The following is a 12,759-nucleotide window of genomic DNA, read 5'->3' on the forward strand; positions in this document are numbered from 1 at the left end:
CCGTTATATATATTAGTTCTTGAAACTGTGGATAGGTGCAGGGATTCTGCCTCCACGGTTAATAAATTTTTCACATGAAAACCGGTTGACCGGCATGATCGGCGCATAGCCAAGCAGTCCACCAAATTCAGCCTGATCGCCAACGCCCTTGCCGATAACAGGGATCAGACGTACAGCCGTTGTCTTCTGGTTGATCATACCGAGTGCCATCTCATCTGCTATAATACCGGAAATGGTAGCTGATGATGTATCACCGGGAATTGCGATCATATCAAGTCCAACTGAACATACGCAGGTCATTGCCTCTAATTTCTCAAGGGAAAGTGCACCTGCTGATACAGCATCGATCATACGCTGATCTTCACTGACAGGGATAAATGCACCACTTAAACCACCAACATAAGAAGAAGCCATAACGCCGCCCTTCTTTACCTGATCATTTAATAAGGCAAGTGCTGCTGTAGTTCCCGGAGCACCGGCATATTCCAGACCGATCTCCTCAAGGATCTCACCGACACTGTCTCCGATTGCAGGTGTAGGTGCAAGTGACAGATCTACGATACCAAACGGAACACCGAGACGCTCGGATGCTTCCTTTGCAACAAGCTGTCCAACTCTTGTAACTTTAAATGCTGTCTTCTTGATCGTTTCACAAAGAACCTCAAAGTTCTCACCACGAACTTCTTCCAATGCACTCTTAACAACACCGGGACCGCTGACGCCTACATTGATAACGCAATCGCCCTCAGTAACGCCATGGAATGCACCAGCCATAAACGGGTTATCATCCGGTGCATTACAGAATACTACGAACTTGCAGCATCCAAGGGAATCTTCCTCTTTTGTAAGCTCTGCTGTCTCTTTTACCATTTCACCGATCAGTTTTACAGCATCCATATCGATACCGGTCTTTGTAGAACCAACATTTACAGAACTGCATACCTTACCGGTACATGCAAGTGCTTCCGGAATGGAACGGATAAGAAGCTCATCGGATGGAGTCATGCCCTTACATACAAGAGCGGAATAACCACCGATAAAGTTTACGCCTACGGCATCTGCAGCCTTATCCAAGGTCTTTGCGATCGTTACATAATCATCTGTTGACTTACAAACAGAGCTTCCGATCAATGCGATCGGTGTGATCGAGATTCTTTTATTTACGATCGGAATACCATATTTTCTTCCGATATCATTTCCGATAAATACAAGATCCTTTGCCTTTGTTGTGATCTTGGTGTAGATCTTCTCACAGGTTTCTCCTACATCCGCACCAACGCAGTCTAACAGGCTGATACCCATTGTGATCGTTCTGACATCCAGATTCATCTTGCTGATCATGGCATTGGTTTCAATTACTTCATTTATACTAATCATAGTGTGACCTCTTTTCGCCTATTTCTATTCTAAATCTTAGATTCTGTGCATGGTTTCAAAGATCTTCTCATGCTGTACCTTAATCTGTACACCGATCTCATCGCCGATCTCTTTCAGCTCATTTGCGATAATTTCTGTTGACTTTGAAGATTCCTGTATATCAACGACCATCATCATATTGAAGTACCCGCCTACAATTGTCTGTGCAATATCAAGGATATTGACACTGTTCTCTGCAAGGTATACACAGACCTTTGCTGTGATTCCGATGCTGTCTTTACCAACTACTGTAATAATTCTTTTTTTCATGATGTATGTATCCTCCTATATATCACCATTTACTGGGTTTTATAATTAATTCTTTTGATATGCAAAAGAATCTTCTTCAAATAGTATTTTTTGACTGAAGAACAATTCATTATTATTAATTTCCGACTGTGAGCAAAGCACCGGGCCGGTCGCGCCTCGCTACCTCTAGACCGAATTCCCTGACATCCGATGCATATTCATTATCTGAAAGCTCAAGCTTTACCGTTTCATATGCCAGCTCTTCAAAATTATTTTCCTTACTCAGGTGTCCAAGCAGGATTGCTTTGATATGGCTGTTTAACAATGCCTTTATCAACTGCCCGGAACGCTCGTTGGACAGATGTCCGCGGTTTCCCAGAATACGTTGCTTCAGATAATACGGATACGGTCCCGCCTGAAGCATCCGTATATCATGATTTGCTTCGATCACCATGATATCGGAATTCTTTAATTTATTTACAACATATTCATCATAATTCCCCATATCTGTTGCAATGGAAAATTTACTTTTTCCGTCACTGATACTGTAACATACCGGATCAGCAGCATCGTGCCAGATCGCTGATGCATCGATCGACAGATCGTTGATAAAGAATGGTTCATCCGGTTCGATCTCGTGGAACAAGCTGTCATCAATCGTTCCAATGGATGACATTTTCTTAATCTCAGAGATCGTTCCCCCAGTTGTATAGATCGGTATGCCATGCTTTCTCGCCATAACGCCCAGTCCTTTCACATGATCGATATGCTCATGTGTCACAAGGATTCCATTCAGATCCGAAGGCTTTCGGTCGATCTCATTTAACGCTGATTCAATTTTCTTACCACTCACACCTGCATCTACAAGCAGATGTGTCTCTTCGCTGCCTACATAATAGCAGTTTCCGCTGCTACCGCTGGCGATACTCAGTAAATCCATATTCTACGCCTCAACTCTACATCTCCAAAATGTATGAAAAAGCTTCCAGGATATCAGCTTACTCTATCTTCCATACATATTCCGGTCTAATATGTCCGAAACGGCAGATGCTCGATATATATTGTATTAAAATCCGAACGATTACTCAGATCCACATAACGGATCTTCTCTCTAAACCTGTTTATTGTATCAATAAAACCCGGTTCAATCAAGGACAAATATGCACCCTCAAGTGAAGTATTACCAAGAACCTTCATTTTCCCCTGAAAGCTCTGCGGAAATAGTCCCAGTGTAACCGCATTTGTCAGATTCAAATGAAATCCAAAACCTCCTGCAATACAGACTTCAGCGATATCGGAAAATTCAATACCGATCTCTCTTACAAGCATCAGGATTCCTGAAAGGATCGCTGATTTTCCAAGCTGAAATGCCCGGATTGTCTCCATGTCGATCTTCATATTGTTACCCATCGAGATACCGGATTCAAAATATGGTTCCGCAAGCACTCCATCTGCATCCATCTGTCCCCGTTTTAACAGTAATGCCAGCATGTCAAATATATTCGATCCGAATATATTTGCTGTTCGAAAACATCCTTCAAACGCCGAACCACAGGCAGCAGAGGTCGCCACTCCGTATTCCTTATTACAGAGAAGGATCTCCCCGTTTGTTCCAAGATCGATCAGCATACGATACGAGGAATCCCTATCAAGCTCTGCGGCTACTGCACCTGCTGCAATATCTGCGCCGGAAAATGCCGCAATATTCGGCAGACAGATAACATCCGAAGCTGCATTCTCAAAAGATGGAGAAGCGATAAAGTCATTCTGTTCTATCACCCGGATATCCGAATTCTTAAGTGTAAACGGATATCCAAACAGATTCTCTGTCGTAAGCCCTTCTGCGATAGAAAGCATCGTTGCATTTCCGGCCAGAACATATCTGCGGATATGATCTACAGCTTCCGGCGTATTTATAAGCATATGGTCAACACCCTTTTGAATATCCGAAAACAAAAGTGACCGCAGATGCTCCAGACCTTCCTTTGTATCTGCCGCCTGAATCCTCGCTACGACATCAGCACCTGTCGCGATTTGTGAGTTAAGCGTACTGAATGAGCATTTAACCGCTTTCTCGTTCAGATCCACAAGCTCCATACCGATCGTAGTCGTACCGATGTCAATGGCAATGCCATATGCGGAAGTAACAGGCTTCTTTCTCTGTTCGATTAGCAGATTCATCTTATGCCCTGTGATACCGGTAAGCTGTTCTTCCTCCAGCCGTATCGAGATATCCCTATCTACAATGTACTGGCAGCTTTTTACAAAACTGCCAGTATCCTGATTCCATACCAGACACCGGTTACAGCGTCCTTTCATGCCGCAGTTTCCTGCAAAGACATGTCCTGCCGCAGTCAATACCTGATACAGATTATCTCCTTTATTACATTTGATCTGTTCTGTTCCGTTTACAGTTACATTTATCATTAATTATAAATTCCTGTTGTCATTTTTTCCTTTGGTCTGTAACCATGTTCTGCAAGCGTATTAATGATCAGCTGCTTATGTTCCGGACCAAATGCTTCCAGTGTGATCACAAGTTCAACTGCCGAATTACGGTTGATCGATACGAACTGGTTATGCTCCAGTTTGATGATATTTCCCTGTAAATCTGCAATGATCTTGGAAATATTCATCAATGCGCCCGGCTTATCCGGAAGCAAGGTTGAAACTGTGAAGATACGGCTTCTGGCAATCAATCCGTGCTGTACTAAGGATGCAAATGTGATCATATCCATATTACCGCCACTTAAGATGCTGACAACCTTCTGTCCTTTCACATTCAGATGCTTTAAGGCCGCAACGGTAAGCAGGCCGGAGTTCTCAACCAACATCTTATGATTTTCAAGCATATCAAGGAAGCAGACGATCAGCTCATTATCCTCTACAGTGATGATGCCATCCAGATTCTTCTGAATGTATGGGAAGATCTTTGATCCCGGAGTCTTAACTGCCGTACCATCTGCGATCGTGTCTACCATTGGAAGTGTCGTTACTTTCTTATTTTTCAAAGAAACCTGCATACAATTTGCACCTGCGGGTTCTACACCGATCACTTTGATATTCGGATTCATCATCTTGGCAAGTGTAGATACACCGGTAGCCAATCCGCCACCACCGATCGGAACAAGAATATAATCTACAAACGGAAGCTCCTTGATGATCTCCATTGCAACAGAGCCCTGTCCGGTCGCAACATCCAGATCATCGAATGGATGAATAAAGGTATAACCCTTATCTTCTGCAAGCTCTAATGCATATGCGCAGGATTCATCGTATACATCTCCATATAAGATAACCTCTGCTCCATATGATTTGGTGCGGTTTACTTTGATCAGAGGAGTTGACGATGGCATAACGATTGTTGCTTTTACCCCATATGCTTTTGCTGCATATGCAACACCCTGTGCATGATTTCCGGCTGATGCAGTGATCAGACCCTTCTGCCTTTCTTCGTCTGTCAGCGTACTGATCTTGTAATATGCTCCACGGATCTTATATGCTCCGGTAAGCTGCATATTTTCCGGTTTAAAAAATACTTTATTTCCTGTCAGGTTGCTGTAATATTCGCTCTCTACCAGCTTTGTTGGTAAAACAACTTTTTTAATTATATTATATGCCTCTTCAAATTTCTCTAATGTAAGTTCTTCTGCCATTGTCAGTCTCCTTTTTCTGTATTTCATATTCAGACAGTTATCATCCACCATTGTCATATCTTTTTTATTTCCAAACAGCTACTATAATAAACTGCACTATTTTCATAATTATAGATCAGCTCCATCCATAAGAATGTCAAGTTCGCTTCGGTCTTCGTCAAAGCCTGAGAACAGTGCTTCCACATATGCGGACGGATCAAAACGCTGTAAGTCGTCAATCTTCTCACCGATTCCGATAAATTTAACCGGAACATTCAATTCTGCCTGAATTGCAATCGCGATACCACCCTTGGCTGTACCGTCTAACTTTGTGATCACGATACCATCAATCTCCGTTACATTGCTGAACTGTCTTGCCTGCTCTAATGCATTCTGTCCGGTCGTTCCATCTAACACAATCAGGGATTCTACATTTGCATCCGGATAATCTCTGGAAATGATGCGGCGCATCTTAGCCAACTCATCCATCAGGTTCTTTTTATTATGAAGTCTTCCGGCTGTATCGATCAATAAGATATCGGTATTTCTTGCCTTTGCAGCAGATACCGCATCGTATACAACTGCCGCAGGATCTGCACCCTCATTATGAGAGATCATCTCTACACCTGCACGATCCGCCCAGGTCTTTAACTGATCGATCGCGGCTGCACGGAATGTATCAGCGGCTGCGATCAGAACCTTTTTACCACTCTTCTTATACTGGGCCGCCAGCTTACCGATCGTAGTTGTCTTACCGACACCATTTACACCGATCACAAGTATAACTGATTTTTTCTTTTCAAAATCATATGCACTTTCATCCACCATCATCTGATCTCTTATGATATTGATGATCAGTTCCTTGCATGCCGCAGGTTCTTTGATCCTGGCCTCCTTGACACGTTCTTTCAGGTTCTCAATCACCTTTTCCGTTGTCTCATATCCCATATCAGCCATGATGAATGTCTCTTCCAGTTCTTCATAAAAATCATCATCAATATGGGATGCTCCGAACACGGAAGAAAAACTGTCTACGATACTATTTCTTGTCTTACTGAGTCCTTCTTTTAATCGTTTGAAAAATCCCTTCTTTTCCTCAGCCATAGCTTGTACCTCCTTATTTGTCCAGATCGTTCTCGATCAGATTTACGGATACCAGAGTGGATACACCCTTTTCCTGCATCGTAATACCATACAGGATATCGGCTGCTTCCATGGTTCCCTTTCTATGTGAAATGACAATAAACTGTGTGTCCTTTGTCAGTCGGTTCAGATACTGTGCAAATCGTCTTACATTTGAATCATCCAGTGCTGCTTCGATCTCGTCCAGCAGACAGAATGGTGATGGTTTCAGACTCTGGATCGCAAACAACAGTGCAATCGCAGTCAGTGACTTTTCACCACCGGAAAGCTGCATCATGTTCTGTAATTTTTTTCCCGGCGGCTGTGCAATGATACGGATACCGGTCTCTAACAGATTGGTATCGTCGACCAGTTCCAGTGCGCCTCGTCCACCACCGAACAGCTCTTTAAAGACCTTGTCGAACATAACCTGGATCTCTTTGAACTTCGTATTGAACTGTTCCTGCATGGATACATTCAATTTCTCGATCACATCTAACAGATTCTTCTCTGCAAGAACGATATCATCATGCTGTCCCTTTAAGAACTCATATCGTTCTGATACTTCTTTATAGTCCTCGATCGCATTGACATTGACATCACCAAGTGATTTGATCTTTGCTTTTACTGCAGTAATCTCTTTCTTTAAGGATGAAAGATCGTTTAATTCCTCATCCCGGAACTCTGCCGCCATATTTAATGTCAATTCATATTCTGCCCACATATAATTCGACAGTTCATCCGACTTCTCTGTATTCTTCTCAATCGCTGAATCAAGCTTGAATACTGCCTTTTCCAGACCTGCGATCTTCTCGGATAATTCTTCCCGGATCGCAAAGAATTCTTTATGACTGGCTGTCATATCATCCCGTTCTTTATGATATGCTACCAGTTGTTCTTCCTGATCAGATACTTCATCGGAATCTTCCTCGATCGTCTTACGGATCGCCTCTGCCTGTTCTTCTAACTTCGTGATATCTGTGCCTGTCGCCTGTACCTGTGTTATATAGGATGCCAGTTCTTCCTGTAATTTCTCATCATCCTGCCGGATACGTCTTATATTCTCCTGAATAAAGTCATCCTTCTGTTTTACCGAGTTATATTCGATCAATAATTCAGATACCTTTGTATTTGCTGCTGCAAGCTTACTCTGTGCTTCGATAGCCTTGGCTTCCAGTTCCTTGATCATTTCTTCGCACTGAACCTTGGCAGCTTCATGCTTCTTATTATTATCAGCAAGCTGATCTTTATTTGTATTGATCTCCGCTATCTGACTGTTCAACTCATTGATTTCTTTCTGGATCGACGCAAATGCTTTCTCGGATTCTGCAAGCTTGGATGCTACCTGCTCCATATTTAAAGACAATGTATTCTTCTCAAGATATGCCTGCTGAAGTCTTGTATTTAAGGTCTCAATCTGCGCACGAAGTGCATCTCTTGATGTCTTTAATTCTTCATCCAGTCCGGCTGCATCCTTTGCGATCAGATTTAACTCATCGATCTTTTCCCTGATCTCATCCAATTCTCTCTTTCGTCCAAGAAGATTACTGGAATTACGGAACGCACCACCTGTCATTGATCCGCCCGGATTGATCAGTTCACCTTCGATCGTAACCAGTCTCAGAGACTGATTGTATTTTCTCGCAACTGCAAGTGCATGATCGATATTATCTACAACCACGATCCTGCCAAGCAGGTTCTTAACAAGACGGTCAAACTTCGCATCAGCCTTTACCAGAGAAGATGCGATACCGATCACACCCTGTTCTGACAGAACTTCATTTCGAACCTGACCACGGTCTGTGATCGTATTCAACGGAAGAAATGTTGCACGACCATATTTGTTCTGTTTTAAGAACTGAATGATCTTCTTTGCCGTGCTGTCATCCTCTGTAACAATATTCTGAATACTTCCGCCAAGTGCTGTCTCGACAGCAACCTCAAACTTCTTATCGACATCGATTATATCAGCAACAACTCCGATAATGCCCGGATTGTTCTTTTTCTGCTCCATAACACGACGGATGCTGTTGCCATAGCCATCATAGCGTTCTGTAATATTCCGGAGTGCTTCCATCTTGGATCTGGTCGCTGATAATTCTTCGTTTGTATTATGTATCCGCTCACGATTGACTTTATTTCTGCTCTGATTTTCTTCCAGATCCTTTTCTGCAGTTTCGAGTTCCTTGATAATGCCGGATACATTCTGATCCAATACAGATAGCTTTACCTGTAACTCATCATGTTCTTTCCGGTCGTTATTATCATCGCTTTTAAATTGCAGATATCTCTGGTTTAACTGAGTCTTACGGAAGTTGATATTCTCAAGCATCGCATCATATCTTCCGACCTTCGCCTGTAGATTTCCACTCTCATGGATATATTCGATGATGTCGGATTTACATTCTTCGATCTTATCCTGGCATTCATGGATATAGGCATCCAAGCGGCTGCTTTCTCCTTTTGCAGTATCCAGAGAACCGGAAATGGTTGAAACCTGATCTCCAAGGGCATCCTTTTGTCCTTGATAATTCTCCATCTCTTTCCGGTCAGTTTCCCGCTGACGGTTGATCCTGTCGATCTGTTCCTGTATATTCTTATCATTCTGTCGGGAGTTCAAGATCTGCTGGTTGATAACATTGATCTCACCTTCCAAACGTTCATTCTTTAACCGGAGCTCATGCACCTGATTCTTGGATGCATCGATTGCCTGATTGATCTCCTCTAACGCCTGCTCGATACGCTCATATTCTTCCTTTGTATGCTCCAGTTCTTCTTTATTCTGCGTGAGATCATTATTTAAGATTTCCCGATTCTCTGTATCTTTATCAAGAATCTCTTTTAAATGCTCCATTTCAAGGAAAAAAGCATTGATATCCAGTTTCTTCAGTTCGTCCTTAAACAACAGATATTTTCTCGCTGTTTCTGACTGCTTCTGTAATGGACCGACCTGCTTTTCCAACTCATATAAAATATCATTGACACGACTTAGATTGTCACGCTCTGCTTCTAATGATTTCTCGGCTGCCGCTTTGTTCTTTTTAAATTTTACGATTCCTGCCGCTTCATCGAACAGTTCCCGTCGTTCCTCCGGTTTACCATTTAAGATCTTCTCAATCTGACCCTGTCCGATAATGGAATATCCCTCTTTACCGATACCGGTATCAAAGAACAGCGAATTTACATCCTTTAAACGACTGACTGTACCATTAATAAGATATTCACTTTCCCCCGAACGATACACACGTCTGGCAACCGTTACTTCATTATAATCAATCGGCAGATGATGATCACTGTTATCTAACGTGATTGCTACATAAGCAGAACCCTGTGGCTTACGAAGCTGTGTACCGGAGAAGATTACATCCTCCATCTTAGAGCCTCGGAGACTCTTTGCACTCTGTTCACCAAGTACCCAGCGGACAGCATCCGCCACGTTACTCTTTCCCGAACCATTCGGTCCAACGATACAGGTTATTCCATGATTGAATTTGAATACGATTTTATTTGCAAATGATTTGAAGCCGTTTACTTCAATACTTTTTAAATACATATATTAACCCTGCTTTTTCTTTATTTGTAACAGTGCATTATATGCTGCCGTCTGCTCCGAAGCCTTTCTGGATGCTCCTTCACCTGTCGCAACATGCTCCCCGTTAATGCACACCTCGGATACATAAGATTTATTATGATCCGGCCCCTTTTCCTCTAACAAGGCATAAGTAAGGGTTTTTTCTTCTTTCTGCGCAAGCTCCTGCAAGGTTGACTTGGCATCATAAAACAGTGAATGAGTCTCTACATCATCAAGTAGAAACCGGTGAACAAATTTCTTTGCTTCATCTAATCCGCCATCCAGATAGATCGCACCGAGAACCGCCTCAAACAGATCACACATGATCGAGTTCCGATTTCTCCCTCCGGTCAGATCTTCTCCCTTGCTGAGCAGAACATAATGTCCAAACTTTAGTTCCTTGGATATCTGGGATAAGGTAAATTCACATACCAGACTTGCTCGGAGCTTTGTTAATTTTCCTTCCGGATATTCCGGATAATTATGATAAAGATATTCACTGACAACGAATTCCAGGATCGCATCTCCAAGGAATTCCGATCGTTCATAGGATTCTACCTTATTGATCTTGCGTTCATTTGCATATGACTTATGTGTTAATGCCGTTACAAGCAGATCCAGATCACGAAAGGTATACCCAATGATATCTTCTATATTATGAAATCGTTCTGTATTCATAATTACTTCGCCACTTCTTTTCCAATATTCTCGGCAATTTTTTCATTTACACCATTTTCCTTGAAATCGATACACTGGAAAATAGCGCTCTTAACCTCTTCGTTATGAGAATTACCATGGATCTTTACAACAAGGCCCTTTAAGCCAAGCAAAGGTGCGCCACCTTTGTTCTTTGCATTAAAACGCTCTTTTAAGCCATTTAATGAACTCTTGATCAGAAGGCCTCCGATCTTGGTCTTAAGTGATGACATGATCGTATTCTTAATCTCACCTAGGAGCATCTTTGCAAGACCTTCATATAATTTTAAGATAACATTTCCGACAAAGGCTTCACAGACAATGACATCCGCTGCACCATTTGGAATCTCTCTTGCCTCGATACTGCCGACAAAATTAATGTCCTTGCATTCTTTTAATAATGGATATGTCTCTTTTACTAGAGCATTTCCCTTTTCTTCTTCATCACCGATATTTACGATCGCAACTCTTGGATTCTTTACATGCTCAATATTCTCCATATAGATAGATCCCATCTTTGCAAACTGTAACAGATGCTCCGGTCTCGCGTCGACATTCGCTCCACAATCGATCAGAAGAGAATACCCCTTTGATGTAGGAAGTAATGGAGCAAGCGGTGAACGTTTTACACCTTTGGAACGTCCGACTACTAACTGACCTCCTGCAAGGATCGCACCTGAGCTTCCGGCTGAAATGATCGCATCAGCTTCTCCGTTTTTTACCATATTCAGACCAACCACCAGTGAAGAATCCTTCTTGCTTCTGACAGCCTGTACCGGGGCTTCATGACAGGTGATCTCCTCTGTTGCATTTACAACCTCGATCTTTGACTGATCGTAAGTATATTTTGCAAGTTCCTTTTTTATTACATCTTCTTTACCGGTCAGTATTACCTGTGCCTTTGCGCCTTCATTGATTGCTTCTACGGCACCTCTTATGATCCACTCCGGTGCGTAATCTCCACCCATGGCATCTACGACTACTCTTGTTACTTCGCTCATCTTATTCCTGTTTCCTTTCTACACCGGAACTTTTCCGGTGTTTCCATATTTCTTATTATACGAATCGGAGTCCAGACTCCTACGCAGACCAACCCCAGGGTTTGTCAGAATAGGACTCTGCTCTGACCGTATAAATACACAAAGCTATTATATATTTTGCCTTTCTTAAAGTCAACAGGGGATATCGGTGCAAAAAAATAAAGCCTTCCGATCGCTCGGAAAGCTCTATTTATAATTACTCACCTACTGAGATAATCTCTTTCTTGTTGTATGAACCACAATTCTTACATACTCTATGTGGAACCATTAATTCGCCACACTTGCTGCACTTTACTAATGCAGGAGCAGTCATCTTCCAGTTAGCTCTACGCTTATCTCTTCTGGCCTTTGAACTCTTATTCTTTGGACAAATTGACATTAATCACACCTCCTCAACCTTTCAAGATGTTTGCAAAAACTGATAATCTTGGATCCGGAACAAAATCATCACAATCACATGTTTCATGATTCAGATTTGCTCCACACACTTTGCACAGACCTTTGCAATCATCTTTGCATAATATCTGCATCGGGACTAAAGTCATTAGTTCCTTCTGTAAAAGCATGTCCATATTAATAATGTGATCTTCCAGATAATCTAATTCCTCGATCTCATCAACTTTATCTGTTTCAAAGATAGCCATATCGATCATCTCGTCTATGTCCACTTCAAAATCTTCTGTAATTTCATCCAGACAACGGTCACATAACATCTTAAGTGTAACAACACAGCCACCCTTAAGACTTGCTTTTCTCTTTCCTTCATTTCTGGCGGTAAGATGAAAATCCTTTACATTATCGACTACATATACATTTCCGTTGAAAGAAAATTCCTTCAATTCAGATGTAACATCGTAGTCTTTTACCTGTCCTTCTGTCGATAAAATCTCTGATAAATCAATTAACATAATATCTCCTAAAAATCGCACATTGGTTATTATACATATTTGAACACTCTTTGTCAACGATAAAATCACATATTTTTTGCCATATTTGTAGGATTACAATACATGTGTTACAACTGAATATA

At 42.0% G+C, this 12,759-nt stretch carries 11 protein-coding genes; all 11 read right to left on the reverse strand.

Annotated features, from left to right (window positions below):
- Window positions 1-12: 12 nt before the first annotated feature.
- The 11 genes from DWW43_RS11635 to DWW43_RS11685 all read right to left on the reverse strand — a co-directional run bounded on the left by DWW43_RS11635 (window position 13) and on the right by DWW43_RS11685 (window position 12,637).
- The gene (locus DWW43_RS11635) at window positions 13-1,377 is read right to left on the reverse strand and encodes a PFL family protein (RefSeq protein ID WP_119963692.1); all 1,365 of its coding nucleotides are present in this window, start codon (window positions 1,375-1,377) and stop codon (window positions 13-15) included.
- 36 nt (window positions 1,378-1,413) lie between these two features.
- A complete protein-coding gene (locus DWW43_RS11640) occupies window positions 1,414-1,686 on the reverse strand; it encodes an ACT domain-containing protein (RefSeq protein ID WP_008400881.1) in 273 nt (90 codons plus the stop codon).
- Window positions 1,687-1,801: 115 nt separating this feature from the next.
- Window positions 1,802-2,605 (reverse strand): MBL fold metallo-hydrolase, encoded by an 804-nt coding sequence (locus DWW43_RS11645; protein ID WP_119963694.1) that lies wholly within the window; start codon window positions 2,603-2,605, stop codon window positions 1,802-1,804.
- 86 nt (window positions 2,606-2,691) lie between these two features.
- Window positions 2,692-4,092 (reverse strand): ASKHA domain-containing protein, encoded by a 1,401-nt coding sequence (locus DWW43_RS11650; RefSeq protein ID WP_119963697.1) that lies wholly within the window; start codon window positions 4,090-4,092, stop codon window positions 2,692-2,694.
- Window positions 4,092-5,321: a threonine ammonia-lyase gene (gene ilvA / locus DWW43_RS11655; RefSeq protein ID WP_021943901.1), complete on the reverse strand. Its 1,230-nt coding sequence runs from the start codon at window positions 5,319-5,321 to the stop codon at window positions 4,092-4,094. The genes DWW43_RS11650 and ilvA overlap by 1 nt, the downstream gene beginning before the upstream one ends.
- A gap of 108 nt (window positions 5,322-5,429) precedes the next feature.
- The gene (ftsY, locus tag DWW43_RS11660) at window positions 5,430-6,404 is read right to left on the reverse strand and encodes a signal recognition particle-docking protein FtsY (protein ID WP_008400886.1); all 975 of its coding nucleotides are present in this window, start codon (window positions 6,402-6,404) and stop codon (window positions 5,430-5,432) included.
- A 13-nt stretch (window positions 6,405-6,417) separates the two neighbouring features.
- Window positions 6,418-9,975, reverse strand: coding sequence for a chromosome segregation protein SMC (gene smc / locus DWW43_RS11665; RefSeq protein WP_119963700.1), 3,558 nt, complete (start codon window positions 9,973-9,975; stop codon window positions 6,418-6,420).
- Window positions 9,976-9,978: 3 nt separating this feature from the next.
- On the reverse strand, window positions 9,979-10,671 hold the full coding sequence (gene rnc, locus DWW43_RS11670; RefSeq protein ID WP_119963702.1) for a ribonuclease III: 693 nt from the start codon (window positions 10,669-10,671) through the stop codon (window positions 9,979-9,981).
- Window positions 10,672-10,673: 2 nt separating this feature from the next.
- A complete protein-coding gene (gene plsX, locus DWW43_RS11675) occupies window positions 10,674-11,690 on the reverse strand; it encodes a phosphate acyltransferase PlsX (RefSeq protein ID WP_008400889.1) in 1,017 nt (338 codons plus the stop codon).
- A 235-nt stretch (window positions 11,691-11,925) separates the two neighbouring features.
- Window positions 11,926-12,108 (reverse strand): 50S ribosomal protein L32, encoded by a 183-nt coding sequence (rpmF, locus tag DWW43_RS11680; protein ID WP_008400890.1) that lies wholly within the window; start codon window positions 12,106-12,108, stop codon window positions 11,926-11,928.
- Window positions 12,109-12,121: 13 nt separating this feature from the next.
- Complete coding sequence (locus DWW43_RS11685) at window positions 12,122-12,637, reverse strand: DUF177 domain-containing protein (RefSeq protein ID WP_008400891.1); 516 nt, start codon at window positions 12,635-12,637, stop codon at window positions 12,122-12,124.
- Window positions 12,638-12,759 lie beyond the last annotated feature (122 nt).

This window comes from Clostridium sp. AF15-41, from assembly GCF_003604095.1.
Classification (GTDB): Bacteria; Bacillota; Clostridia; order Lachnospirales; family Lachnospiraceae; genus Coprococcus.

Excerpts from the sequence above, each read along its gene's own strand:
- DWW43_RS11635 (WP_119963692.1), bottom strand. The coding sequence starts at position 1,377 with ATGATTAGTATAAATGAAGTAATTGAAACCAATGCCATGATCAGCAAG.
- DWW43_RS11645 (WP_119963694.1), bottom strand. The coding sequence starts at position 2,605 with ATGGATTTACTGAGTATCGCCAGCGGTAGCAGCGGAAACTGCTATTAT.
- plsX (WP_008400889.1), bottom strand. The coding sequence starts at position 11,690 with ATGAGCGAAGTAACAAGAGTAGTCGTAGATGCCATGGGTGGAGATTAC.
- ftsY (WP_008400886.1), bottom strand. The coding sequence starts at position 6,404 with ATGGCTGAGGAAAAGAAGGGATTTTTCAAACGATTAAAAGAAGGACTC.
- DWW43_RS11685 (WP_008400891.1), bottom strand. The coding sequence starts at position 12,637 with ATGTTAATTGATTTATCAGAGATTTTATCGACAGAAGGACAGGTAAAA.
- smc (WP_119963700.1), bottom strand. The coding sequence starts at position 9,975 with ATGTATTTAAAAAGTATTGAAGTAAACGGCTTCAAATCATTTGCAAAT.
- DWW43_RS11640 (WP_008400881.1), bottom strand. The coding sequence starts at position 1,686 with ATGAAAAAAAGAATTATTACAGTAGTTGGTAAAGACAGCATCGGAATC.
- rpmF (WP_008400890.1), bottom strand. The coding sequence starts at position 12,108 with ATGTCAATTTGTCCAAAGAATAAGAGTTCAAAGGCCAGAAGAGATAAG.
- rnc (WP_119963702.1), bottom strand. The coding sequence starts at position 10,671 with ATGAATACAGAACGATTTCATAATATAGAAGATATCATTGGGTATACC.
- DWW43_RS11650 (WP_119963697.1), bottom strand. The coding sequence starts at position 4,092 with ATGATAAATGTAACTGTAAACGGAACAGAACAGATCAAATGTAATAAA.
- ilvA (WP_021943901.1), bottom strand. The coding sequence starts at position 5,321 with ATGGCAGAAGAACTTACATTAGAGAAATTTGAAGAGGCATATAATATA.